The 25,325-nt window shown below is 71.8% G+C and carries 20 protein-coding genes; 8 read left to right on the top strand and 12 right to left on the bottom strand.

Features of this window, described 5'->3' with window-relative positions; genetic code table 11:
- Window positions 1-24 precede the first annotated feature (24 nt).
- The 3 genes from FHS37_RS39960 to FHS37_RS28700 form a co-directional block, all read right to left on the bottom strand.
- Window positions 25-441, bottom strand: coding sequence for a hypothetical protein (locus FHS37_RS39960; protein WP_229890172.1), 417 nt, complete (start codon window positions 439-441; stop codon window positions 25-27).
- A 45-nt stretch (window positions 442-486) separates the two neighbouring features.
- Window positions 487-3,282, bottom strand: coding sequence for a competence protein CoiA family protein (locus FHS37_RS28705; protein WP_184826479.1), 2,796 nt, complete (start codon window positions 3,280-3,282; stop codon window positions 487-489).
- Window positions 3,283-4,054: 772 nt separating this feature from the next.
- The gene (locus FHS37_RS28700; RefSeq protein WP_184826477.1) at window positions 4,055-4,318 is read right to left on the bottom strand and encodes a hypothetical protein; all 264 of its coding nucleotides are present in this window, start codon (window positions 4,316-4,318) and stop codon (window positions 4,055-4,057) included.
- An 11-nt stretch (window positions 4,319-4,329) separates the two neighbouring features.
- Here FHS37_RS28700 and FHS37_RS28695 point away from each other — a divergent pair, with 11 nt between their 5' ends.
- Window positions 4,330-4,725, top strand: coding sequence for a hypothetical protein (locus tag FHS37_RS28695; protein WP_184826476.1), 396 nt, complete (start codon window positions 4,330-4,332; stop codon window positions 4,723-4,725).
- Window positions 4,726-4,963: 238 nt separating this feature from the next.
- Here the strand turns inward: FHS37_RS28695 and FHS37_RS28690 are convergent, their stop codons facing one another.
- On the bottom strand, window positions 4,964-5,815 hold the full coding sequence (locus FHS37_RS28690) for an ABC transporter permease (RefSeq protein ID WP_184826474.1): 852 nt from the start codon (window positions 5,813-5,815) through the stop codon (window positions 4,964-4,966).
- Window positions 5,812-6,783 (bottom strand): ABC transporter ATP-binding protein, encoded by a 972-nt coding sequence (locus FHS37_RS28685; protein WP_184826472.1) that lies wholly within the window; start codon window positions 6,781-6,783, stop codon window positions 5,812-5,814. The genes FHS37_RS28690 and FHS37_RS28685 overlap by 4 nt, the downstream gene beginning before the upstream one ends.
- A 697-nt stretch (window positions 6,784-7,480) precedes the next feature.
- Between FHS37_RS28685 and FHS37_RS28680 the strand changes: the two genes are divergently transcribed.
- Window positions 7,481-7,759, top strand: a complete 279-nt coding sequence (locus FHS37_RS28680; RefSeq protein WP_184826470.1) for a GlsB/YeaQ/YmgE family stress response membrane protein — start codon at window positions 7,481-7,483, stop codon at window positions 7,757-7,759.
- 124 nt (window positions 7,760-7,883) lie between these two features.
- On the opposite strand, the gene FHS37_RS28675 is transcribed toward FHS37_RS28680, so the two are convergent.
- Window positions 7,884-8,744, bottom strand: a complete 861-nt coding sequence (locus tag FHS37_RS28675; protein ID WP_221500442.1) for a helix-turn-helix transcriptional regulator — start codon at window positions 8,742-8,744, stop codon at window positions 7,884-7,886.
- A gap of 87 nt (window positions 8,745-8,831) precedes the next feature.
- Here FHS37_RS28675 and FHS37_RS28670 point away from each other — a divergent pair, with 87 nt between their 5' ends.
- Together FHS37_RS28670 and FHS37_RS28665 are read left to right on the top strand one after the other, a co-directional pair.
- Window positions 8,832-9,593 carry an SDR family oxidoreductase gene (locus FHS37_RS28670; RefSeq protein WP_184826466.1) on the top strand — a complete coding sequence of 254 codons (762 nt, stop codon included), beginning with the start codon at window positions 8,832-8,834 and terminating at the stop codon, window positions 9,591-9,593.
- 99 nt (window positions 9,594-9,692) lie between these two features.
- The gene (locus FHS37_RS28665) at window positions 9,693-9,902 is read left to right on the top strand and encodes a tautomerase family protein (protein ID WP_184826464.1); all 210 of its coding nucleotides are present in this window, start codon (window positions 9,693-9,695) and stop codon (window positions 9,900-9,902) included.
- A 58-nt stretch (window positions 9,903-9,960) separates the two neighbouring features.
- Here FHS37_RS28665 and FHS37_RS28660 read toward each other — a convergent pair whose 3' ends face one another.
- The 4 genes from FHS37_RS28660 to FHS37_RS28645 are packed head-to-tail and all read right to left on the bottom strand — an operon-like array spanning window position 9,961 to window position 14,526.
- Window positions 9,961-11,319, bottom strand: a complete 1,359-nt coding sequence (locus FHS37_RS28660) for a GH1 family beta-glucosidase (RefSeq protein WP_184826462.1) — start codon at window positions 11,317-11,319, stop codon at window positions 9,961-9,963.
- A gap of 29 nt (window positions 11,320-11,348) precedes the next feature.
- The gene (locus FHS37_RS28655) at window positions 11,349-12,188 is read right to left on the bottom strand and encodes a carbohydrate ABC transporter permease (RefSeq protein ID WP_184826719.1); all 840 of its coding nucleotides are present in this window, start codon (window positions 12,186-12,188) and stop codon (window positions 11,349-11,351) included.
- A 17-nt stretch (window positions 12,189-12,205) separates the two neighbouring features.
- Window positions 12,206-13,195, bottom strand: coding sequence for a carbohydrate ABC transporter permease (locus tag FHS37_RS28650; protein WP_184826460.1), 990 nt, complete (start codon window positions 13,193-13,195; stop codon window positions 12,206-12,208).
- A gap of 14 nt (window positions 13,196-13,209) precedes the next feature.
- Window positions 13,210-14,526 carry an ABC transporter substrate-binding protein gene (locus tag FHS37_RS28645; protein WP_184826458.1) on the bottom strand — a complete coding sequence of 439 codons (1,317 nt, stop codon included), beginning with the start codon at window positions 14,524-14,526 and terminating at the stop codon, window positions 13,210-13,212.
- A 245-nt stretch (window positions 14,527-14,771) separates the two neighbouring features.
- On the opposite strand from FHS37_RS28645, the gene FHS37_RS28640 reads away from it, so the two are divergent.
- Window positions 14,772-16,559, top strand: coding sequence for a pectate lyase-like domain-containing protein (locus tag FHS37_RS28640; protein WP_184826456.1), 1,788 nt, complete (start codon window positions 14,772-14,774; stop codon window positions 16,557-16,559).
- A 121-nt stretch (window positions 16,560-16,680) separates the two neighbouring features.
- On the opposite strand, the gene fusA is transcribed toward FHS37_RS28640, so the two are convergent.
- Window positions 16,681-18,741, bottom strand: a complete 2,061-nt coding sequence (gene fusA / locus FHS37_RS28635; RefSeq protein ID WP_184826454.1) for an elongation factor G — start codon at window positions 18,739-18,741, stop codon at window positions 16,681-16,683.
- A 487-nt stretch (window positions 18,742-19,228) separates the two neighbouring features.
- Between fusA and FHS37_RS28630 the strand changes: the two genes are divergently transcribed.
- The 3 genes from FHS37_RS28630 (at window position 19,229) to FHS37_RS28620 (ending at window position 23,847) form a co-directional block, all read left to right on the top strand.
- Window positions 19,229-20,641, top strand: a complete 1,413-nt coding sequence (locus FHS37_RS28630) for an MFS transporter (RefSeq protein ID WP_184826452.1) — start codon at window positions 19,229-19,231, stop codon at window positions 20,639-20,641.
- A gap of 362 nt (window positions 20,642-21,003) precedes the next feature.
- Window positions 21,004-22,110 carry a vWA domain-containing protein gene (locus tag FHS37_RS28625; RefSeq protein WP_184826717.1) on the top strand — a complete coding sequence of 369 codons (1,107 nt, stop codon included), beginning with the start codon at window positions 21,004-21,006 and terminating at the stop codon, window positions 22,108-22,110.
- Between the two features lie 357 nt (window positions 22,111-22,467).
- On the top strand, window positions 22,468-23,847 hold the full coding sequence (locus FHS37_RS28620) for an SMI1/KNR4 family protein (protein WP_184826450.1): 1,380 nt from the start codon (window positions 22,468-22,470) through the stop codon (window positions 23,845-23,847).
- 52 nt (window positions 23,848-23,899) lie between these two features.
- Here FHS37_RS28620 and FHS37_RS28615 read toward each other — a convergent pair whose 3' ends face one another.
- Window positions 23,900-24,523, bottom strand: a complete 624-nt coding sequence (locus FHS37_RS28615) for a DUF6461 domain-containing protein (RefSeq protein ID WP_308439519.1) — start codon at window positions 24,521-24,523, stop codon at window positions 23,900-23,902.
- Window positions 24,524-25,325 lie beyond the last annotated feature (802 nt).

Here is a 25,325-nt window from a genome sequence, read left to right as displayed (position 1 = left end):
AAGCGGTGGCCCGCTGCACGACTCTCACGTACCGCGCATGAGTTCCGCGTTGACGGCGTCGACCTGTGCGTACAGGGGCCCTCCGGTGACGATGCCCTCCCCCGTGCCCCGACGCCGCGGATCCACGTCGATCACGGTGACGAGCGCGTTGCCCAGTCCGACCACCACCCACCAGAAACGCTCGTCCGCCCGTACCCGCCAGGTCGACTTCACCCACTTCCCGGTGTCCGTGCGCACCTCGGCCGAGACCAGCTCCCAGCTTCCCGGATCGAAGCGGGTCAACGTCTCCGAGGGCGCGCCCCGCTGCTCCAGCCGCTCGGTCACGTGTGTGCCGTGGGCCCTCAGCCGCACCGGTTCGCCCAGGACGTGCCGGACCCGTGTGAAGAGGGAGTCGGGACCTGACTCGACGTGGAAGCGGGCGGTCTGGAAACGGGGTGACACGGTGAGTTCCTCGCAGGGGGCCGGAAGTTGTCGGAGGGTATGTGATCAGCGGTGACGCCAGAGCTGGTGGAGCCGGAAGACGTCCATGCGCCAGTGCGTCTCGAGGGACGCGTCCGGTACGCGTTCCCTGCCCAGGCTGTGGCGGATGTGCCGGTAGAGGCCGTGCGGCGACAGATCGGCACCGGCGACCAGCGCGGACAGCAACGGCTCGTCCGCGGGTGTGTCCCCGTCGACCATCACGAGGACCTCTCCCTGATCGTCCGGATGGAGGTAGGGCAGCTCCCCGCCCAGTCGGCGGCGCAGGTCCCCCCAGGTGACCGTGGTTCCGGCACGTGCCACGTCCTGGAGGACGGCGCGTACCCGGTCGGCGAGAGGACGGAGGGCGTCCGTGGGCAGTCGAGCAGTCGCCCGGTCCCGGCCCTCGGTGGAAGCGACCGTGCTGTCGACCGGGAAGTCGGCGGCACCGCTCTCCTCCGCCTGCACTCGGCGTCGGAGGTGTCCACGCCAGCGTCCCAGTGCCTTCCTTTCCGCTTCCGGCAAGGGAGTGGAAAGGCGGTGACGCAGTCGGTCGGCCTCCGCGAGGGCTGACGCGAGTTCGGGTGTGGACACCATGCTTCTGCGCGTTCCGAGGTCGTGGAGGATGGCCCGGACGGCCCGCAGCGAGGGATCCACCGAAGGCTTCGGTTCCTGGTCGCGCACCCACTGTTTGAAGTCCCGCATCAGGCCGGTGACCGCCTCGCGGTCCCGGGGCGAGAGGCGCAGGGCGTAGACGGGTCCCATGTCGCTCCGGACCTGCTTCGCCCGCGCGAGATCACCGGCCCCGCGGGCGGCACGGAACTCGTCGGCCATCCGGTCGAAGACCTCACGCGCCGCGGTGTCGGACGCCTCGGTCGGTCCGGTCTCCTGGTTCTCCCGCCCGTGAACGGGCGGGGCCCCCCTGTGGCTGCGGAAGACGGTGCGCCAGTGGTGCAGTCGCTCCTTGGCCGTACCCGGCAGGAAGGGCTCCCCGATCCGTGACACCAGACGGTCCGCCTCGTCCAGCACCCGGTAGAGGTCCAGGAACGAGAGGTCGTCACCCTCCTCGTCAAGGTGTCGGAGGAGGGCCAGGAGACGTGCTTGTGGCCTCTCTCCTGCTCGTGCCTCCGGCGGGCCTGAGGACTCGGGTCCGCCCTCCGGTGCCGCATGCGGTGCGGGGAGGGCCCGGTGTGCGCGGTGAAGACGCTGCCGGTGCCCCCGCCAGATGTCGGCCGCCCGCGCCGCGTCGGTCCAGTGGGGCCAGCCGAGAGCCAGGAGCACCTGGCGGAAGAAGGGGGGCGGTACGTCGTTCGGTTGTGCCTGCCTGGAGAAGGTGATCAGGCTGGAGAGCAGCGGCTTGCGTGCCTTGGCGTGGGGCGCGTCGACGGCGGTGAGGAGGTGCACCTGGCGCACCGGGCTGACGTCCTGGGGACGCGTCCCGGTCTGCTTGAGCAGTTCGTGCCAGGTGATGGTGGTGCCTTCGCGGGCGGTCTTCAGCAGGACGCGGCCCAGTTCGGCGATGAGACGGTCGTCCGGGGAAGCGGCGGGGGCCGCGGGTGCGGCATCGGATGCCGCCGGTGGTCCGTCCACGGTCGGCTCCGGTGCCGGTGCGGGTTTCCGCTGCGGGGCAGCACTCGCCTCCCCGGCCGTTGAACCGCCCTGTGTGGCCACGGCACCGGGCGGCTTGAGCAGTTCCCACTCCGCCGCCTTCTTGGCGGGGACGCGGACGAACCCCTCGGCCCGCAGGGTCCACCGCGACGCGGAGCCGGTGCCCTGCGGGCCGCTGAGCACTGCCGCCCTTTCGGTCAGTGCGTACACGTGGTGGGGTTCCGGTGCCACGGCCGAGGCCGGCAGGGATATCCGGGCACGGAACAGGGCTGATCCGATGGGCTGCGCGTCCGCGTCGTAGATGCGGCGGCCGTGCTCCTCGGACGACGGCGTGGCACCGGTGAAGGCGACCTTCCCCGGCATGAGGGGAAGAGCCGGGCCCGCGGCGGCCCCGGTCGGGGCGGATGCCGTGCCGGCCTGGGCCGGTTTCCGTTCGTTGGTGGCGGAGTGGGCGGGGATCCGCGGCGTTGCCGTTCCCTTGGGCTGCACCCCGTGCGGAGTTTCCCTCAGCCACGGAGTGACGATCCCGGCGTGGACGAGGCGGCACTGGTCGAGGGTCGTCCATTCGACCCGGTGGCCGGGGAGGTGCGTTCCGATGTGCACGACGCGGGTGCCGTTGTCGGTCTCGCACCGGAAGCGCAGGGCGTGTCCGGTGGCCTCGAGTTCGAACGGGGCGAGCTGGCTGTCCGGCCCGTACGTGCGGACGGTGGGCGGTTTGCCGGACGAAGCGGCGAACCGTTCCCCGTCCGCCTGCCACTCCTTGAACGAGCGCCGGGCCATCTGCACGTGGATCAGGCGGCGCTTCTTCTTCGATCCGAAGCGGATCTCGATCGCGTCGCTGCGGGCGTTCGTCTGCTTGACGTACTGCACGTTGACGTTCGGCTGCCCCTGTTTGCGGAGCCACCTGCTGAGGGCCTCGCCGATGTAGAGGTGGTCGGCACTGCTCTCGCCGCGCGCGGTGCGGTTGCAGCGTACGGGCGGGCGGTGGGCGAAGTGTGACTTCTTGTCGTCGCAGGCGCGCAGGGTCAGCAGCTTGCCGCACCCTCCGAGGAGGACGCCGCAGCTGAAGGCGTTGGACCCGTGGTTCTCGCGGAGCCGGTTCGCGGCTTGTTTCTCGTAGGGGAGGAACACGGGGATGTCCCCGTCAGGACCGCCTCGTACGGCGGTCTGGACCTTGCGGGTGTCCTCTTCGTCGAATCCCAAGGTGGCCGGGGTCATCGAAGACCGTCTCCTTGCTACGCGTGCGAAGCCTCCCACCTGCGGTGATACCGCCTCGAGGCCACTCGCGGCGAAGTGTCGCATCCGCCCGTGGATCATGTCGACGGCCCGTGACGGGCAACACATCCGCACCTGGCGGCGCACACGGCGGACACAGCGTCGCGAACCTGTTCCTACCGGATCGTCCGGTTCAGCCACCGTGCTGGAAACGCACGGGTTCCCCGAGCACCGCACGGGCGCTCTCGAGGCCGGCCAGGCGGGCCGCGACCGTCGTCGTGCTGCCAGGCGGTGTGAGGGACACTCCGGTTCAGTGCGTCATCAGGTGGTCTGCCTGTGAGTTCGACTCGCGGGGAGGCAACGATCCGGATCAACGCAGTCGGCGGGTCTCAGGAACCCATCCCTTGCGATGGGCCCTCCGGTCCGGGGCGCCCCGGTGCCGATCACACCGGGAGCCTGGGATCGGGCCCTGTGCTTGCACAGGGCGGCGGAGGGACACAGCGGACCGCCCGCCTGCCGGGCGTGGAAAGACCACACTCAAGGTGAGGCTCGTCGACTGCGCCTCACCAGCAGGAACGAGGCGGTTCGGTGACGACGACGGAGGACTTCGCGGACTTCACTCCGGAGCAGTTCCTCGAAGCCGTGGTCAGCGGCTCGATCCACCCGTACACCGCGCACCGGATCCCCAGGCGCCGCGGCGGGCTGCGGTCCTTGCACACCCGGCCCCGCGGTTGTCCGAGATGCAGCAGGAAATCCCGGCCCGTCTGGAGGCTCTTCAGCCGGGCTTCAGCCGCATCCGGAGCGCCAGCGGGAGCAGGACCGGCTGGGGGAACTCGTCGGCTGGCCGGAGACGGAGCACGGTCCCGTCACCGACGAGGAACTGGCCGCCGCCGAGGCCGAACGCCGGGAGATCGAGCGCGCCCGCGCGGAGCGCGCACGTGCGGAGCGCGCACGTGCGGAGCGCGCACGTGCGGAGCGCGCACGTGCGGAGCGCGTCACCGAGCAGAAGGAAACCGGACAGCCGGAGTCCCGGAAGCATCGGGACGCCGCGTGAGCGAGGCCGTCCATCTGCTCGACTGCGAGGGCCTGTCCCAGACGGTGCGTGGAGCATCCGCCATGAAGGGGCGCCTCAAGACGGCTCAGCCGGCCGGCGTCCGCGTGACGACCACTTCAACGACGCTGATCGAGGCGCACGACGTGCGGACGTACGTCCCGGCCCGGCACGGGGCGCCCTCCCGCGTCCACGTCGAGCAGGTGACCGAGGAGGTCGCCAAGGAGGCCGTCGGTCTCCTCAAGGACGCCGGCCTCCACGGCCACGAGTACGCCGGCGACGCGGCCCTGGCCGCCGTCGCTCTGCGGCAGCCGGGGCCGGTCACCGTCTTCGCCTCCGACGAGGACGCCCTGCGCAGGCTGTGCGGTGACCGCGTGGTGGTCATGGGTCTGTGACGGTTCGGCGGACGACAGTCGATCACGTCCACCGTCGGGGGCGAGGACATCGCACCCACGGCCGACGGCGGGGGGCGACGAGTGCGGCACTGCGCCGGAGCGCCGGATCCTGGCCTCGCCCCGTCTCACGGGGCAGCCCCGTGCCGTCGCGCTCCGGCCCCGGACTCCGGTTCCACAAGACACGGGGGCCCGGGAAGCCGTACGCGGCGCACGACCGCGCCTTCCGCCCGGCGCGGCGCTAACCGACCCGCTGCATCGCCTTCCGGCGCCGTTCCGCCATCGTGGCACCGGACTCGCGGCGGGCCATCCTGCGCAGGACGGACGGTGCGAGGAGCAGCCCGGCGACCGCCCAGGCGCCCAGCACGCCCACCGTCTCCAGGTACCGCCAGGACGCGTCGACCTCGGCGGCGACCGCCCCGGCGGGCAGCAGCGCGGCCCGCAGTCCGAGGCCGAGCCAGTACACGGGGAAGACCTGGCCGACGGTCTGCACCCACCCGGGCAGCTCCGACAGGGGGAAGTAGATCCCGGAGATCACGACGAGCCCCATGACCGGAAGCATCAGCAGCCCGATGGTGCGCGGGTTGTCGACGAGCGAGCCGATGACGGCGCCCAGGGGCAGGGTCGCCAGGAGACCCAGCGGCACCACCCACACCAGGGTCAGCAGCGCTCCGCCGCCCTGCCGGGCCACCCCGTCCACCAGGAACACGCCGACGACGAAGGGGAGCGCCATGGAGACGAGGGCCGTGCCCGACACCATGACGATCTTGCCGACCAGGTGGCCGACCATGCCGTGCGGCACGGCCTTGGCCCGCAGCAGCGTGCCGTCCTCGCGCTCGGCCGCGAGGAGCTGTGCCGTGGTCATCACCCCGGTGAACGCGAGCGTCATGCCCAGCATGCTCGGCAGCATGAACGCGCCGGCCGAGATGCCCGCGCCCTCCAGCCGCTCGTCCCCCGCCAGGAACAGCGGCACCATGAGCAGGACCGTCCAGAGCACGTACCCGAACACGTCCTGGCCGGAGGTGAAGGTCTGCCGGAGCTCCGTCCGGCCGCGCCGCATCCCCGTCCTCGCCGCGTGCCACACCGGACTCATCGCGCCCCCTCCCCGAAGACGTGTGCCGCCCGCTCGCCGGGAACACTCCCCGTCTCCAGTTCCCGCACCATCGTCAGATAGGTGTCCTCCAGGCTCGCCCGGCGCACCTCCAGTCCGCCGATCGCCTCGCCGTGCTCCTCGAACAGCCGGCGGACGAACCGGGTGGGCTCGGCCGTCGCCTGCTCGAAGGACCGCCCGTCCCTGGTCCAGCGCACGGTGGCCTCGGCCGACGCCCGCCGGGACAGTTCCTCGGCCGGGCCGTCGGCCACGATCCGGCCGCCGGCCAGGATGAGGATCCGGTCGGCGAGCTTCTCCGCCTCGGCGAGGTCGTGCGTGGTCAGCAGGACGGTGGTGTTCTCGTCCGCGAGCCCGCGCACCAGGCCGTGGAACTCGTTCCTGGCCTCCGGGTCCAGACCGGCCGTCGGCTCGTCCAGGAACAGCAGTTCGGGCCTGCCCACGATGCCGACGGCCACGTCGAGGCGCCTGCGCTGCCCGCCCGACAGGGTTCCGACCCGTTTGTCCGCCTGCTCGCTCAGTCCCACCGCGGCGATGAGCTCGTCGACGTCCCACGGCCTCCGGACCAGGGCGGTGGAGTACGGGACGTAGTACGAGCCGAGGTGGGCCAGCAGTTCCCGCACCCGCCACTTGCCGTGGTCGCGCCAGGACTGCAGGACGACCCCCAGGCGCGCGCGCCACCTCTCGTCCCCGCGTGCCGGATCGGCGCCGAGGACGGTCACGTCGCCGTCCGAGCGCATCCGGAAGCCTTCCAGGACCTCGATCGTGGTCGTCTTGCCCGCGCCGTTCGGGCCGAGCAGCACGAGGACCTCGCCCCGCCGGGCCGTGAAGTCCACGCCCTTCAGCACCTCTTGGCTGCGGTAGCGCATCCGCAGGCCCCGTACGTCGATGACCGTGCCGCTCTCCGGCGGCGGGCCGTTCCCCGCCCCGGACACGGCGTGCGCGGGCGCCATCGGTGTTCCCCCGTCCCTCTCGTGGTCCGTCCTCCGGGATCCGGGGCCGAAGGCCGTGCCGACGCCCGTGAGCGTGGCCGTGGAACGCGTCCACGGTCACGGTCGCCGCGCGGCAGTGGTCGTTCGGACCCTCCCCGGGCGAACACACTACCGAACGGTTCGGATGCCCCTGGTCGTTCCGCCGGCCCGGTGAACGCTCCCGGTCACGTCCCCGGTCCGAGGGGTGCTCCGGCTCGCCGGCGGCCCGCGTCGCCATGACGCGCGCTCGGGTCCTGCCGGCGCGCGCGGACGGCCCGGGGGACATCCGTGACGCGGTCCCGTACCCGGTGCGCGCCGGACGCGTGCGGCGGTCTTCCTCCGGTCTCCCTCCCCGGCGGACGGCCCGCCGGTGCTCCACGCGGCGAGGGAGGAACGAGGCCGGAAGGGCTCCACCGCTTCCGGTCCCCGGGGCCGCCACGACCGTCAGCACGGTGTCGGCGAGGAGCGGCAGCGTTGTCGCGGAGGGCGGAAGTCGCGCAGGGACAGGAGTCACGCAGGGACCGGGGACCGGCGGCCCTCTCGCCGGACGGCGAAGGAGACGAAGGGGCAGGCCGGGACCCGGCCCGGCAGATGATCGCGTGCACGGTGTTTGGAAGTGGCGCGACGGTAAAGACGGTGCACTGACAGAAACTTTATACGACGAGGTGGGAGAAGCACCATGGGAATCATCGCTTGGATCCTCATCGGCCTGCTCGCGGGCTTCATCGCCAAGGCCCTGATGCCGGGCAAGGACCCCGGCGGCGTCATCATCACCATGCTCATCGGCATCGCGGGCGGCCTCCTCGGCGGCTGGCTCGGCAAGGTGATCTTCGGCGTCGACTCCATCGACGGCTTCTTCGACCTGTCGACCTGGATCGCCGCCATCGTCGGCTCCGTCATCCTCCTTCTCCTCTACCGCCTGATCACCGGCAACCGCCACACCCACCGCCACGCCTGATCCGGCACCGCACCGCACGGAACGGCTCCTCGCCCCACGCGACGAGGAGCCGTTCCGCGTTCCGGTCCGGGAGCCCGGCCGGTCACCGCGGGCCGGCGGAGCGGCGACGGAGCCGTCGGCCCGCTCAGGGGGCGGGGTCGACGACGTCCTGGGTGCCGAGGACCGCGAGCAGGTCGAGCAGGTCGGCGCTGTCGGTGCCCAGCGCGGGGGTGAACCACAGCAGGCGCTGCCGGCCGTCCTCGCTGAAGAGGTTGAGGCAGTTGACCTCCAGGAGGCCGAGAACGGGGTGCCGGATCCGCTTGCGGTCCTCACGCCGGAACGCCACGTCGTGGTCGGCCCACAGTGCGGCGAACTCGGGCGAGGCGTGCAGCAGCGCACGGATCATCGACGCGGCCTCGGTGTCCTTGGCGTCCCTGCGGGCGGCGGCCGCCCGCAGGTCGGCGACGAACGCCCGGGACTGGGTCGCGTGGTCGGCCTCCGGGTAGAGCTGCCGCGCCTCGGGTTCGGTGAACCACCGGTGGAGGAAACTGGCGCGGGTCCCGCGGAAGCCGGAGTGGTCCCCGAGCAGCGCCACCGCGAGCGGGTTCTGCACCAGCGTGACGTGCAGGTCGGTGATGACCTGCGCGGGTGTCGAGGGCATCCGCTGGAGCAGGTCGAGCATGCCGGGGTGGACGTGCGAGGCCGCACCGCCCGGTACGGGCACCGGACGGCCCGCCAGGTGGTAGAGGTAGTCGCGCTCGTCGGCGGTCAGGCGCAGCGCCCGGGCCAGGGCGGCGATCATCTGTTCCGACGGCTGGGACCCGGCCCCACGTTCCAGCTCGTTGTAGTAGTCCACCGATGCCCCGGCGAGCTGCGCGACCTCGTCCCGGCGCAGCCCGGGCACCCGGCGCCGCGGGCCGGCGGGGAGACCCACGTCGGCCGGGCGGATGCGGCCCCGCCTCGACCGCAGGAACGCCCCCAGCTCGGTGTACTTCGCAGAACCCATGCGTCCCATTCTGTGCCCGGCCGGGGCGCCGACCCAGGGGATGACATCACCTGGTTGCGCCGGCCGGAACCGCACATCGTGGAGGGCATGACTACCAACGACCTCCCTTCCGCACCGGCGCCCGAGCGGGTCGCCGTCGTCACCGGCGGATCACGCGGCATCGGCCGCGCGGTGTCGCTCCAGCTGGCCCGCGACGGCCTGGCGGTGGTGGTGAACTACACCAGGGACGCGGCCTCGGCCGAGGAGACGGTCAAGACGATCACCGCCGCCGGCGGCAAGGCGATGCCCGTGCGGGCGGACGTGGCGGACGAGCACGCGGTCGCCGCGCTGTTCGACCGGGCGGAGCAGGAGTTCGGCGGCGTGGACGTCGTGGTGAACTCCGCCGGCCGGCTCGCCCTGTCGCCCATCGCCGACCTCGACCTGGCGGTGCTCGACGACATGCACCGCACCAACATCCGCGGCGCCTTCGTGGTGGCCCGGCAGGCCGCGCGGCGCCTGCGTGCGGGCGGCTCCTTCCTCGGCGTGTCGACCTCCGTGGTCGGATCGCGGTTCCCCGCTTACGGCGCGTACGCCGCGAGCAAGGCGGCCGTCGAGTCGATCACGCTGATCCTCGCCCGCGAGCTGCGCGGGCGGGACGTCACGGTGAACACCATCGCCCCCGGCCCCACGGCCACGGACCTGTTCCTCGACGGCAAGACGCCCGAGGAGATCGACAGGCTCGCGAAGACCCCGCCGCTGGAGCGGCTGGGCACCCCGGAGGACATCGCCCGGGTCGCCGCCTTCCTCACCAGCCCGGCGGGGCACTGGGTGAACGGGCAGGTCCTGCGGGCCAACGGCGGCATGGTGTGAGCATCCGGCCGTACGTCGTGCCGGTCACCCCCGAGACGTCGGCACGGCGCCCGCACGACGTCCGCACCACGAGACAGAACTTCTGAAGGAGCAACAGTCATGCCTTTCGCCCACTTTAAGGTCCCCGCCGACACCCTCACCCCCGGGGACAAGAAGAAGATCGTCGAGCGCACCACCGATCTGTACGCGGAGATCTACGGTGAGCGGGCCCGTGCCACCACCGTGGTGCTCGTCGACGAGGTCGCCGACGGGGGCTGGGGCGTGGGCGGCCACGTCCTCACCGCCGCCGTGCTCAACGGCGACGCCTGACCCGCGGCCGCCGGTGGGCGCGGGCGGGCGGTGCCCGCGTCCCACCGGCGCCGGAACGTCAGGCCGCGCGGCGGATCCGCTCCCCGTGTCCGCGGATGACGTCCGCGTACCGGTGTCCGGATCCCTTGATCGTGCGGGTCTGGGTGGCGTAGTCGACGTGGACCAGGCCGAAGCGCTTGTCGTAGCCGTACGCCCACTCGAAGTTGTCCAGCAACGACCAGGCGAAGTAGCCGGCCAGCGGGGCGCCCTTGCGGGCGGCGGAGGCGCAGGCGGCCAGGTGCCGGGTCAGGTAGTCCTGGCGCTCGGGGTCGTCGATGGTGCCGTCGGGGCGGACCACGTCCGGGAAGGCGGAGCCGTTCTCGGTGACGTAGAGCCTGCGCGCGCCGTACTCGTGCGTCAGGCGCAGCAGCAGGGTCTCGATGCCGCTCGCGTCGATCTCCCAGTCCATGCCGGTGCGCGGCACGCCGTCCCGGCGCACGAACGCGGCGTGGGGGGCGGGGCCGCTCGGGTCGGCGGCCACCACCTGCGGGAAGTAGTAGTTCAGGCCGAGCCAGTCGAGCGGGGCGGCGATGGTCTCCATGTCACCTTCCCGCTCCGGGAGTTCGACGCCGTAGACCTCGCGCATGTCCTCGGGGAAGCCCCGGCCGTGGACGGGGTCGAGCCACCAGCGGTTGGTGTGGCCGTCCATGCGGACCGCGGCCGCCCGGTCCTCGGGGCCGTCGCTCGCGGCGTGGATCGTGGAGAGGTTGTTGACGATGCCCACCTGGGCGTTCGGGGCCGCCGCGCGGACGGCGCGCGCCGCGAGCCCGTGGCCCAGCAGCAGGTGGTAGGAGGCCCGGACGGCCGCCGTCAGGTCCGTCAGGCCGGGGGCCATCGTGCCCTCGAGGTGGCCGATCCACGCCGAGCAGAGCGGCTCGTTCAGCGTGGCCCAGTGGTGCACGCGGTCGCCCAGGCGCTCGGCGACCACCGACGCGTACGCCGCGAAGTGCTCGGCGGTGTCGCGCTCGGGCCAGCCGCCGCGGTCCTGGAGGACCTGCGGCAGGTCCCAGTGGTAGAGGGTGACCGACGGGGTGATGCCGGCCTGGAGCAGCCCGTCGACCAGCCGGTCGTAGAAGTCCAGGCCCTTCGCGTTCACCGGGCCGTCGCCGCCCGGCACGACGCGCGGCCAGGCGATGGACATGCGGTAGGCGTTGGTGCCGAGGCGGCGCATCAGGTCGATGTCCTCGCGCCAGCGGTGGTAGTGGTCGCAGGCGACGTCGCCGTGGTCGCCGCCCGCGATCGTGCCGGGGGTGTGCGAGAAGGTGTCCCAGATCGACGGCGAACGGCCGTCCTCCGCCACGGCGCCCTCGATCTGGTACGCCGAGGTGGCCGTGCCCCACAGGAAGTCGTCGGGGAGGGCGGCGTAGTCGATGGTCACGGAAGTCCTTTCGGGATCGGGGGAGCCGGTCACTTGACGGCTCCTGCCGTCAGGCCGGCGACGAGGTAGCGCTGCAGGAGCAGGAACCCGGCGACCACGGGGACGCTCACCACGAGCGAGGCGGCCATGATCTGGTTCCAGTACACGTCGTTGAGGGTGGAGTAGCCCTGGAGGCCGACCGCCAGGGTGCGGGTGGTGTCGTTCGTCATCACGGACGCGAAGAGGACTTCGCCCCAGGCGGTCATGAAGGCGTAGACGGCGACCGCGACGATCCCGGGGATCGCCGCCGGGACGACGACGCGGAAGAGCGCGCCGAGCGGGCCGCAGCCGTCCACCATCGCCGCCTCGTCCAGGTCGCGCGGGACCGAGTCGAAGTAGCCGATCAGCATCCAGACGGAGAACGGGAGCGAGAAGGTGAGGTACGTCAGGATCAGGCCGCCGCGCGAACCGAACAGGGCGATGCCCGTGGCGTTGCCGACGTTGACGTAGATCAGGAAGAGGGGGAGGAGGAAGAGGATGCCGGGGAACATCTGCGTCGACAGCACGGTCACCGTGAAGACGCGCTTGCCGCGGAAGGAGTGGCGGCTGACGGCGTACGCCGAGAAGACCGCGATCACCACCGAGCAGACGGTCGCCGCGCCCGCCACGATCAGCGAGTTCACGAAGTAGCGCCCCAGCGGGACCGTGGACCAGATGTCGATGTACGGGCGGATCGTCAGCTCGGTCGGCAGCCAGCGGAACTCGCCGGTGACGTCCGCGAGCGGCTTCAGCGAGCCGGAGACCATGACGTAGACCGGGACCAGGACGAATCCCGTGAGCAGCGTCAGGAAGATCCGCCGGGACCACAGGAACGAGCGGGGCGGGGCCATCGGGGACCGGGGCGGGTTCACGGGGCGGTCCTCCGTCCGCGCGAGGTGAGTGCGAGGTACACGCCCGTCACGACGAGCAGGAAGAGCAGCAGCAGGACCGACATCGCGGAGCCGGTGCCGAAGTTCCAGGTGACGAAGGACGCCTGGTAGATGTGGACCGAGATGAGGTCCGCGGCCTCGGGGGCGGTCTTGCCGAAGAGGACGTACGGGGTGTTGAAGTCGTTGAACGTCCACAGGAACAGGACGAGCACCAGGACCTGGTTGACGGGGCGCAGCGACGGCAGGGTGATGCGGCGGATCTGCTGGAGCATCCCGGCGCCGTCGAGGGCGGCGGCCTCGTACAGCTCGCGCGGGACGTTCTGCAGGCCGGCCATCACGATGAGGAAGGCGAACGGCCAGCCCTTCCACACCGACACGGTGAGCAGGGCGATGAAGCTGTTGTCGCCGATCAGCCAGAACGACGGCTTGTCGGTGAGGCCGAGCTGGTCGTGCAGGACGTGGTTCACCAGGCCGTTGTCGTGCTGGAACATGAACACCCAGGTGATGACGGCCGCGTAGACCGGCAGGGCGTACGGGACCAGGAACAGGGCGCGCAGCAGGCCGCGGCCGCGGAAGGTGTCCTGCATGTAGATCGCGGCGGCCGTGCCGATCAGCCAGCACAGGCCGACGGACAGCAGGGTGAAGGCGACGGTGACGAGGAAGGAGTGGAGCAGGGCCTCGCCGACGGGGGCGTCGAAGTCCACCGACACCTCGTAGTTGTCGAAGCCGGCCCAGGGGGCGATGCCCCAGTCGCGGATGTAGAACTGGGTGAGCTCCTTGAAGCTCATCACGATGCCGATCACCATCGGCACCAGGTGGACCAGGAGTTCGAGGAGCAGGGCGGGCAGGAGGAGCAGGTAGGGCAGTCCGATGCGGCGGATCCGCCCGGGGCGGCGGCGGGGGCCGCGCGCCGCACCGGGGGAGCTCTTGCGCACGGCGGCCTCCGCTGCGGGGGCAGTGGCGGTCATGGCGGTGTCGGGGCTCACTTCGTGGGCATCTGCTGCTGCGCCTTGGTGAGCGCGGCCTTCACCGAGTCGGTGGTCACCTCGCGTCCGGCGGCGGCATCGGCGAACAGTTCCTTGACGGCGGTGCCGACGGCGGTCTCGAACTGGGACTCGTCGGGGACCTGCGGCAGGGCGACGGCGCTCTTGGCGAGGGTGTCCTTGAGCACGGCGTTGGCCGGGGAGTCGAAGGCGGGGTCCTCCTGGGCGGCCTTGACCGGCGGGATGGAGCTGTAGGCGGTGTTGAGGATCTTCTGCTCGGCGTCGCTGGTCATGAACTTCACGAACTCGGTGGCGCCGTCGAGGTTGTCGGTGTTCTTGAAGACGGCGAGGTTGATGCCGGCGACCATGGAGTTGACCTGCTTGCCGGGTCCGGGCGTGCCGGACTGCACGGGCACCGGGGCGATGCCGTAGGCGTCCTCGCTCATGCCCTGGGACGTGAGGTTGGCGGAGGCGGACTGCCACAGCAGCATGCCCGTCCTGCCCTTGGCGAAGTCGCTGACCGACTGGTTCTGGGCGTACTCGGCGTTGCCCGGGGCGATGATCCTGTCCTTCGCCATGAGGTCGACGTACTGCTTGACCGCGGCGACGGCGCCGTCGCCTGTGAAGTCGGGCTTGCCGTCGGCGGTGAAGAAGTCGGCGCCGTGCTGCTTCGCGAGGACGAAGGCGTGGTGGACGTTCTCGGAGGGGTTGGAACCCTCCATGCCTATCCCCCACGTGCCGTCCCCGGACAGCTTCTTGCCGGCGGCGACCAGCTCGTCCCAGGTGGCCGGCGGGCCGTCGATGCCGGCGTCGGCGAACATCTTCTTGTTGTAGTAGAGGGCGTACGCCATGGAGTACAGCGGGACGGCGGCCGGGTCCTGGCCCTCGGCGCCGGTGGAGCCGAGCGCGGAGTCGACGAAGCGGTCCTTGCCGCCGATCTTGTCGAACTGCTCGTCGTCCCACGGCAGGAGGCCGCCGGTCGCCTGCAGCGAGGCGGACCAGGTGTTGCCGATGTTCAGCACGTCCGGGCCCTGGCCGGAGGTGGTCGCGGTGAGGATCCGGTTGAGCAGGTCGGACCAGGGCACGACCTCCAGCTTGACCTTGATGCCGGTCTGCTTCTCGAACTTGTCGAGCTCGGGCTGGAGGACCTTCTTGTCGACCTCGATGCCGGCGCCCTGGTTGGAGGCCCAGTAGGTGAGCTCCTCGGGCGAGTCGTTCGACCCGCCGCCCGTGCTCGATCCGCCTCCGCAGGCCGAGGCGGCGAGTGCGAGAGACAGGATGACGGCGCCTGTGGCCGCGGCTCGGATGCTGCGCATGGCTCCTGGTGTCCCTTTCCGGGAATGCCGAATGCCCTCGGGGTAGCCCCGCAGGCAGTGCCTCATGGCTTAATTTAGGACGTGAGTTAAACCTCCGGACGGGACCACGTCAAGGGTTCGGACGGACTCGCTCGACTCTCGCCGCACCTCTTGACTCATGCGTTCCAGGGATGAACCATTCAGCGGCGAGAGAGCGCTCCCAACTCCCCCACGCCGTTCACTTCCTGAACCAGGAGAGCCGCCCCATGACGTCCGACTCCCCCTCCGCCCCGCCCTCCGCCGTCGGCCGCCGGGCCGTCCTCGGCGCCGCGGCGGCCGTTCCCGTGCTGGCCGGCCTGTCCGGTACGGCGTCCGCCGCGCCGGCCGCGCGCGGAAAACCCCGGCGCCTGAAGGGCGGTGGCGACCTCGGCCCCAACGTGATCGTCCTCGACCCGTCCACTCCGGGCATCCAGGCCAGGCTGGACGAGGTGTTCGCCCGGCAGGAGTCGGACCAGTTCGGCCCCGGCCGCTACCAGTTCCTCTTCAAGCCCGGCGCCTACCACGGGCTCAACGCCCGGATCGGCTTCTACACCTCCGTCTCCGGCCTCGGCCTCTCCCCCGACGACACCACCATCCACGGCGACGTGACGGTCGACGCCGGCTGGTTCGACGGCAACGCCACGCAGAACTTCTGGCGTTCGGCGGAGAACCTGGCCCTCGTCCCGGTCAGCGGCACCAACCGCTGGGCGGTCGCCCAGGCGGCCCCCTTCCGCCGGATGCACGTCCGCGGCGGCCTCGACCTCGCGCCCTCCGGCTACGGCTGGGCGAGCGGCGGTTACATCGCCGACAGCCGGATCGACGGCACCGTCGGCCCGTACTCGCAGCAGCAGTGGTACACCCGGGACAGCTCGGTCGGCGGCTGGACCAACGCCGTGTGGAACATGGTGTTCTCCGGTGTCGAGGGCGCCCCCGCACAGAGCTTCCCCGACCCGCCGTACACCACGCTCGACACGACGCCCCTCTCCCGCGAGAAGCCCTTCCTGTACCTCGACGGCGACCGGTACCGCGTCTTCCTGCCCGCGCTGCGGACGAACGCGCGCGGCGTCACCTGGGGCAACGGCACCCCGCGCGGCACCTCGCTGCCGCTGGAGCGCTTCTACGTCGCGAAGCCGGGCGACTCTGCGGCCACCCTCAACCGGGCGCTCGAGCAGGGCCTGAACCTGCTGCTCACGCCCGGCATCTACCACGTCGACCAGCCGGTCCGGGTGAACCGGCCGAACACGGTCGTCCTGGGCCTCGGCTACGCCACCCTCATCCCCGGCAACGGCGCCACCGCCCTGAAGGTCGCCGACGTCGACGGCGTACGGCTGGCCGGCTTCCTGATCGACGCCGGGCCGGTCGACTCCCCGGTGCTGCTGGAGGTCGGGCCGCGCGGCGCCTCCCGGAACCACTCCGCCAACCCCGTCACCGTCCAGGACGTCTTCATCCGGATCGGCGGGGCCGGCCCCGGCAGGGCGACCACCGGCATGGTGGTCAACGCCCGGCACACCATCGTCGACCACACCTGGGTCTGGCGCGCCGACCACGGCGACGGCGTCGGCTGGGAGACCAACCGCTGCGACTACGGCGTCGTCGTCAACGGCCACGACGTCCTCGCCACCGGTCTGTTCGTCGAGCACTTCAACAAGTACGACGTGCAGTGGAACGGCGAGCGCGGGCGCACGGTCTTCTTCCAGAACGAGAAGGCCTACGACGCCCCGAACCAGGCCGCGATCCAGAACGGTCCGCTGAGGGGCTACGCCGCCTACAAGGTCGGCGACCACGTCACCGCCCACGAGGGCTGGGGCATGGGCAGCTACTGCTACTACAACGTCGACCCGACGATCGTCCAGCACCACGGCTTCGCCGCCCCGGAACGCCCCGGTGTGCGCTTCCACCACCTGCTGGTGGTCTCGCTGAGCGGGCACGGGCAGTACGAGTGCGTCATCAACGACACCGGATCGCCGACCTCGGGCACGAACACCGTGCCGTCGACGGTGGTGTCCTACCCCTGATCCCGGCCCGCCGGGGCGCGTCCGACCGACGCCGACGGTCGGACGTGCCCCGGTGCGGGACCGGTGGCGGCCCCTCCCCACTGAGTCGGGGAGGGGCCGCCGGGCCGGCCGGCCCGCCGCGCTACCGCGCGGACGCCGTGGCCGGTGCCGGTGCGTAGCCGGTCGGCCGGGTGGTGAAGGTGCCGCGGCCCTGGGTGCGGCTGCGCAGCCGGGTCGCGTAGCCGAACAGCTCGGCCAGCGGCACGGTGGCGGTCACGACCGTCGCGCCCGCCCGGGTGACCGAGCCGGTCACCCGGCCGCGGCGTGCGGCCAGATCGCCGAGCACCCCGCCCACCGCGTCCTCGGGCACGGTGACCGTGACCTCGACGACCGGCTCCAGCAGGACCATCGCGCAGGCCCGCAGCGCGTCCCGCAGACCGAACCGGCCCGCGGTGCGGAAGGCGGTGTCCGAGGAGTCCTTCACATGGGTCGAACCGTCGGTGAGCGTGACCCGCAGACCCGTCACCGGGTGCCCGCCCAGCGGTCCCTCGGCCAGGGCGTCCCGGCAGCCGGCCTCGACGGCACGGACGTACTCCTGCGGCACCCGTCCGCCGACGACCACCGAGCGGAACTCGAAACCGGCCTCCGGCGTGTCCAGCGGCTCGACGTCGAGCACGACGTGGGCGAACTGCCCGGCCCCGCCGTCCTGCTTGACGTGCCGGAAGACGAACCCGGACACACCGCGGCCGACGGTCTCCCGGTGACTCACCCGGGGACGGCCGACGTTGACGCCGAGCCCGTGCTCACGCCGGACCTTCTCCACCGCGACCTCCAGGTGCAGCTCCCCCATGCCGGACAGCACCGTCTGGCCGGTCTCCGGATCGGTGCGCACGACCAGCGACGGGTCCTCCTCGGCGAGCCGCCCGAGCGCCGACGCCAGACGTCCGGTGTCCGTGCCCCTGAGCGCCTCGACCGCCACGGAGACGACGGGTTCGGCGACACCCGGGGGTTCCAGGACCAGCGGGGCGCCCGGTGCGCACAGGGTGGAGCCGGCGCGGGCGGACTTCAGCCCGACCACGGCGACGATGTCCCCGGCGACCGCCCGGTCCACCTGGGCGTGCCGGTCGGCCCGCACCCGCAGGATCCGCCCGATCCGCTCGGCGCGGCGTGCGGTCGCGTCCCACACGGTGTCTCCCTTCTCGATCGTTCCCGCGTACAGGCGCAGGTAGGTCAGCCGCCCGGTGGCGGTGGCGTTCACCTTGAACGCGAGGGCGGTCAGCGGTGCCGCCGGATCGGCGGCCCGTTCCCGCTCCCGGCCGTCGCCGTCCGTCCCGCGCACCGGCGGCACGTCGAGGGGTGAGGGCAGGTAGGCGAGGACCGCGTCCAGCAGCGGTTCGACGCCGCGGTTGCGGTAGGCGGAGCCGCACAGCACGACCACGGCGTCACCGCTGTGGGTCAGGTCGCGCAGGGCGGACACCAGCGTCCCGGCGCCGAGCGCACCGGTGTCGCAGAACTCCTCCAGCGCTCCCGGGTGCAGCTCGGCGACGGCCTCCTCCAGCAGCCGGCGCCGCCGGCGGGCCTCGGCACGCAGCTCTTCCGGCACCGGGGCCTCGCTGCCGGCCCCACCGTCGCTGTCCCAGGTCAGCGCCCGCATCCGGACCAGGTCGACGACGCCCGTGAAGGCGTCCTCCGCACCGATCGGCAGCTGGACCGCGAGGGGTGCGGGGTGCAGCCGCTCCCGGATCGAGGCGACGGCGGCGTCGAGCTCGGCACCGGCCCGGTCCATCTTGTTGACGAACGCGATCCGCGGCACGCCGTGCCGGTCCGCCTGCCGCCACACCGACTCGCTCTGCGGTTCGACCCCGGCGACCGCGTCGAACACGGCGACCGCGCCGTCGAGGACCCGCAGCGAGCGCTCCACCTCGTCGGCGAAGTCGACGTGGCCCGGGGTGTCGATGAGGTTGACGCGGTGACCGTCCCAGGCGCAGCTGACGGCGGCGGCGAAGATGGTGATGCCCCGGTCGCGTTCCTGCGGGTCGAAGTCGGTGACGGTGGTGCCGTCGTGCACCTCCCCGCGCCGGTGCGTGGCGCCGGTCGCGTACAGGATCCGCTCGGTGACGGTGGTCTTGCCGGCGTCGACGTGGGCGAGGATGCCCAGGTTGCGGACGGCGGCGAGGGGGTTGGCGTTCATCGGGGTGCGCATGGCACACGGCCTTTCGGACGGTCCGGAAGAGGGCAGCGCGATCTCCCCGACGCACGACGACGGCGCACGCCCCCGATGGACGGGGGTGCGGGGATCAGACGTGTGTCGCGGGCATCCGGTGCCGGCCGCGCAGCGGGCACCGGACGGCCGGGGACACCAGGATCACCACGGACCGACGGGACCGGGAACGGGGAACGACGGCGGCGGCGTGGTCACGCACGGCCGGCCTCCCCTCACTGGTCACGGTCATGGACGCACCGTCCGACGACGGGCGGTGCCTGCCCGGTGAGTGTAGGGAGGGAGGGGAGGGCCGGGCCACGCAATATTCGTGTCTCACATTTTGGTACACCGTTCCTGATGGATGAGATATCTGAGATCGTTGTAGCGCCCACATTGTTCGCGCGGCCCTCCCCGGGAGGACGCGCGCCGCCGTGCGGGCCGTCGGCGCACGGCGCCGGTGACCGTTCCCCCCTGGAAAGACCGTGAAATGTCCGCACCAACCAGCAGCCCGGCCCAGGCCCCCGTCAACTCGCGGTCCCGTGTCCTCATCGCGAGCCTCATCGGCACGACGATCGAGTTCTACGACTTCTACATCTACGCGACCGCCGCCGTCCTGGTCTTCCCCAAGCTCTTCTTCCCGAGCAGCGATCCGACCACGGCCCTGCTGTCGTCCTTCGCGGTGTTCGGCGCCGCGATGGTCGCCCGCCCGATCGGCGCCGTGGTCTTCGGACACCTCGGCGACCGGATCGGCCGCAAGGGGACTCTGGTCGCCTCGCTCCTCACCATGGGCATCGCCACCTTCCTCATCGGCGTGCTGCCCACCTACGCGCAGGCCGGCTGGATCGCCACCGCGCTGCTGGTGCTGATGCGGCTCGCGCAGGGCTTCGCGCTCGGCGGCGAGTGGAGCGGCGCCGCCCTGGTCGCCACCGAGAACGCCCCCAGCGACAAGCGCGCCCTCTACGGCACCTTCCCGCAGCTGGGCGCCCCGTTCGGCTTCATCATCGGCAACGGCCTCTTCCTGCTCATCGGCGCGCTGCTGCCGTCCGCGGCGGGCGCCGACCCGTCGCAGCCCTCGGACGCCTTCCTGAGCTGGGGCTGGCGCATCCCGTTCCTGTTCTCCGCCGTGATGGTCGCGATCGGCCTGTGGGTGCGGATGCGCCTCGTCGAGTCGACGGTCTTCTCCAGGACCCGCGAGGCCGGGCTGGTGCGCAAGCTGCCGCTGGCCACCGTCTTCCGCAACCACTGGAAGCAGCTGGTCCTCGGCACCTTCTTCATGCTGGCGACGTACGTGCTCTTCTACCTGATGACCACGTTCTCGCTGAGCTACGGCCGTACGCCCGAGGACGCCGCCGTGCCCGGCCTGGGGTACAGCTACACCACCTTCGTGCTGATGATGATCTTCGGGGTGCTGTTCTTCGCCGCGTTCACCCTGGTCTCCGGCCCGCTCGCCGACAAGTACGGCCGCCGCACCACCCTCGCCTGGGTCACCGCCGGGATCCTGGTCTTCGGGCTGGTGTGGGTGCCGCTGATCGGCATGGGCACGCTGGGCGTGGTGCTGTGGCTGGTGCTCGGCTTCACGCTGATGGGCATGACCTTCGGTCCGATGGGCGCGCTGCTGCCGGAGCTCTTCCCGACGAGCGTGCGCTACACGGGCTCCGGCATCTCGTACAACGTCAGCTCGATCCTCGGCGCGGCCGTCGCCCCGTTCATCGCGGTGGCCCTGTGGGAGGCCGGCGACGGCTCGCCGTGGCTGGTCGGGGTCTACCTCTCCGCGATGGCGCTGCTGACCCTGGTCGCACTGCTGGTCGGCAAGGAGACGAAGGACGTCGCACTCGACGAGGGCGAGGCCCCCGCCGTCCCCGACCGGGACGGGACCCCCACCGCCACCACGGCCTCCTGAGCCGTCCGGCGCCCCGCCACGGCCCCCTGCGCCCGGTGCACGGGCACAGGGGGCCGCGGTGTCTCCGCCCGCACACGACGCTGCCTCAGGTGCGGAACCGCAGCTCAGCGCGCATTGTCAGTGCCCCTCCATAAAGTGGAGCCATCATCTGGACGGACCAGGGTCCATGCCGGGGTTCACAGTCCCGGAAGAGACGTCCGCCTGCGGAGAAGGACGTTCGGGGACTCGCCTGACGGCCCTTCACCGCCGGTTCCGCTGACGCTCGAAGGCATGGACGGGCTGACCGGCGACCGACGGGTCCGCGCCGGGAGGCCGTGTCTCCGCGAGGCGCTGTCGTGGTCCGGGGGAACGATCGGAAGGGGATCAGCACGGTGAGCGCTACGGTGAAGGACCGGCTCAAGAAGCACTTCGTGAACCACGTCGCTCTCGTCATCGACAAGTCCGGCTCGATGCGAGGCCACTCGGAGCAACTCGTCCGGGTGGTGGACGAGTTCGTGAAGGGGCTGAAGGAGGAGTCCGACCGGCTCGGTCATGAGACCCGGATCAGCCTCTACGCCTTCGACCACCTGGTCGAGAACCTGGTGTGGGACATGGACGTCAAGCACCTGCCGTCCATGCGGGGCCTGTACACCGTCGAGAACGGCGCGACGGCGCTGATCCAGGCGTCGGTGAAGGCGCTCGACGACCTCGGCCACATATGGGAGGAGTACGGCGAGCACAGCTTCCTCCAGGTCGTCGTCACCGACGGCGAGGAGAACGCCTCCGGCGCCGACACGACGGGCGCGCGCCACGACCACCTTCCGAACGGCCGCGCCGTCCTGGACGAGTGGCGGAGCAGGATCGCGGACAAGATGAACAACCTGCCGGACCACTGGACCTCGGCCATCATGGTGCCGAACTCCCTGGCCAAGCGCACCGCCCAGCAGTACGGCTTCCCGACGGGCAACATCTCGATCTGGGACGCGGACTCGGACCAGGGCGTCGAGGAGGCGATCGGCGCCGTCAAGACGGCCGCCACGAAGTTCCTGCGCGACCGCGAGCAGGGCGTGCGCGGCACCAGGAACCTTTTCGCGATGGGCCAGGACCTCAGCGCGGCGGACGTGAAGTCCAGCCTCCGGGCCCTGGACGCCGGCAAGTACGTCCTGATCCCGGTGGACCAGCGGACGTCCATCCGCGACTTCGTCACCAGCGCCGGGCACCCGTACAAGACCGGCTGCGCCTTCTACGAACTGTCCAAGCGCGAGAAGATCCAGGCCAACAAGCAGATCGCCGTGGCGGAGAAGGACCCGGCCACCGGCCGGATGACCGGGAAGGTGTTCACCGGTCCCGCCGCCCGGCAGCTCCTGGGCCTGCCGGCGACGGAGGTCACCGTGACGCCGGGGAGCAACGAGGCCTACACCGTGTTCGTCCAGTCGACCTCGGTCAACAGGAAGCTGGTCCCGGGGACCAAGCTGCTCGTCCTGCTGTAGCCGGAAGCGCCGGACCGACCGCCGAGCCGGCGTTCCGGCCGGCGCCGGCTCCCCCGGCCGCCGCGTGCGCCGGGCGGCTCCGGCGGAGGAACAGTCCCGCACGGGTCCTCGTCGCACAGTCGTGCACCGTGCGTGGCCGCTGCTGAGGAAGCCGCCGGGCCGTCCGCCCGTCGACGAACGGGCGGTCCAGGGCCCGGAGTCCGGGGCCCGGGTCGGGATCCGTCGGCGGCGGCGCCGAACCGCAGACCGAAGGCAGGCCTCCTTCCCCCGGGCCGTTTCCGCCCCGGGGGGCGCCTCGTGCGGTCGGCTCCCGCCCGTGATCCAGAATCAGCGAGCACACCTTCAGGAGGTCTTCCCGTGCCCTCGCTCCGTGACTTCGCCACCTGGCAGCCCCTGCTGCGCCTCCTGCGCGCCGCCCACGCGGAGACGCTCTCCGCGCCCGGCGGACACGTGGCGGGGCAGATCAGTCCCGGGGCGTGGAGCGTTCCGCTGCCGTTCCGGTCGCCGCGACCGGGGCGCGCCTCACTGGTCTCCGACAACCAGGAGCAGTTCGACGCCGTGGGCCGGATCGTCGAAGCGCTCGAGGAGGACGGGAGCGACGGTGTCTCCTTCGTGGTGGAGGCCTCTTCCGCTCCCGGCGGTGTCCGGCTGCACCTGATCGGTCCGGCCTCCTCCGCGGAGCCGGGTGTCGCGACCGCGCACCCGGGCACGCTCCTCCTCGCGGACGGGGCCCTGCCCGAGCCGGTGCGCCGCCTGCCCGAGCCGGTGCCGGACGCGGTACCGGCCCCGTCCGCGGACGTGGAACTGCTGCAGCGCACCCTTCGCGAACGGCTCCCGGACGCGGTGGGCGCCTCCGAGGAGGAGATCGCAGCGGCCGAGGCGCGCCTGGGCGTGCCGCTGCCCGCCGAGCTGAGGGCCCTGTACCAGGTCGTCCGGGGCCGGTACGAGGACTGGGACGACTACCGGGAGCCGTACGACACCATCGGCTGCGAACTCCTTCCCCTCGGCGAGGTGTACGTCGCCGACGCGGCTTCCCGGCGGGTGCCGTGGCGGTTCGCCGCCATGACGGCGGTCGAGACGGGACCGGAGGACCCCGTGCAGGGGCTCGTCGGCTCGCCGGGCTGGATCGTCTTCGGTGACAACGGCGGCGGGGACCGCATCGCCGTCGACCTCACCCCGGGTCCGGAGGGGCACGTCGGACAGGTGATCATCATCGGTCACGAGGGGAACATCGGTGCCGGGCTGGTCGCCGACTCCCTCACCGACATGGTCGTCCACCGTCACTTCGACGGCCGGCCGGTCCGAAGGGCCGAGCGGCCGCCGCTCGTCGCCCACGTCAACCGCGCCTCCCTCCCCAGCATCGAGGCCGCCGCCCACCCCGGCCTGGAGGTCCTCAGCATCGGGGTGTGGGAGAAGGAGCCCCTCAGCCTCGCCCCCGTCTTCGGCCTGCCGCGCCTGCGGACCCTCTCCGCCCATCCCGGTACTCTCGCCGATCCCTGTGGGATCTCCCGGCTCACCCACCTCGAGTACCTGGAACTCCCGCCCGCGGAGTGGCGCGTCCTCCTCGACGCGGGGGCCGTGCCCACCGGGCTTCTCGCCGCGGGCATCGAGGCCCACCGGCAGCGGGACAACCCGTTGCGGACCATCGCCCTCGCCGACGAGATCCTCGCCCTGTACGGTCGGCCGCCGATCACCGACATCACGGTGCTGGAGGGAGCGGCCCGTACCGGAAGCTGAAGCCCGTTCCCGGAGTCCTGACGGGCACGGGGCGGTGGGAACGCCCCAGGGCCTACAGGATCTCGATGGCGCCCGGCGGGACCGGGCCCTCGCCCGCGTAGGAGTCGCCGCGTGGTGCGGACGGGGCGTCGTCCTCCGCGACGGTCAGGGTGGGCCAGGGGGCGGCCAGGGTCGCGTCGTCCAGGGCGAGGCCGAGGTGGTCGAGGACGAGGGCGACCACGGGGGCCATTCCGAAGCCCTCCCCCTCGGCCAGGGCTTCCTGAACCCTGTCCCACCAAGGACCGGGATGCTCGGACGGGGGTTGTTCCAGGTCGGGCTCGAAGTTCTCCAGGCACTGGCCGTCGCGCCAGTGCTGGAAGACGGCAAGGCCCTCGGTGGACAGGACGCCGTAGGTCTCGGTACCGCGGGACAGCGCGGCGAGGACTTCGGGCCACGAGCCGATGACGCCGTCCTCCTCGACGCAGAACGTCCAGTCACCGAGCCTTCCGGACCGCAGGAGCGAGACCGCTCCGGCGGCGAACTGCCCTGTGGGCAGGTCGGACGCGGCGTCCGCGTCGAGCAGGCGGGAACGGGCCGGGTCGGCGCCGTAGCGGGTGAACACCTCGGCGGGGTCCAGGCCCCGGGTGAAGGTGACGCACATCTGGTCGCCCGCCCAGTCGAGCGCGTCCATTGCCATGCTCTGCCCCGTCCCCTCTACCGGTACCGGTACCGGCTCCGCCTGCCGGATCGTGTCCTCCCGGCCCCGGCCTGTCGAACGAACGGTACGACAAGGGCGGGGGGTTGCTGACGGGCGGCCGGGAGCCGGCCGGAGAAGGCGGGAAGCCGGGTGAACCGCTCACGGGGAAGTGGAAGGGGAGCGTCGCGGTCATGAGGCACCCCGGGAACGTCGCGCAGCGACCGCGGAACGCCGCACCCGGCGTCGGGACGTCGCCCCGCGCAGCCCTGGAGATCACCCTCGGCCACCGGAACGCCGCGAGGACCGCGACCGTACGGTCGGGGTCCTCGAGAACGTGTCGTCCAGCTGTGTGTCCGAGGGGTGAGTTGCCCGCCAACGATACGCTCGTGGTCACACAAGAGCGTCTCGACCTCATTCCAGGGATAGCCGGTTTCGCAGTGCGGTGACCCAGCCCCGGTCGGTCCACGAACACCAGCGCACTGCGCGGAGTTCTGCAATCGGCACCGCCCCTACCGGGCCGCCACAGGCACACAAGACGGTTCCGGACTCGTGGGACGACGTCCGCGTCGTTCGGTGTCCCGTCTGCTCTTCTTCAGTCCACTTCCAGCCGAAGGACGACATCTCGGATGACGATCGAAGCGGATGCCCGCTCGGAGAAGCCGGGTAGTCCCAGGTCGTTGGCAGCGTCTGCGGCGGCGGTCATGGCGCGGTCGAGGCCGAGGAGCGGAGATCCCCGGCGGGACGTCAGCGGCGGGGATGCCACCCGAACTGTCGGGTCCGCTCCTCTCCTCATGTGGCTGGC

Origin of the sequence: Streptomyces griseomycini, assembly GCF_014203535.1 — a bacterium.
Lineage (GTDB): Bacteria > Actinomycetota > Actinomycetes > Streptomycetales > Streptomycetaceae > Streptomyces > Streptomyces griseomycini.
The sequence above is the reverse complement of the archived record's forward strand: the minus strand, read 5'-3'. Positions and strand labels throughout refer to the sequence as shown.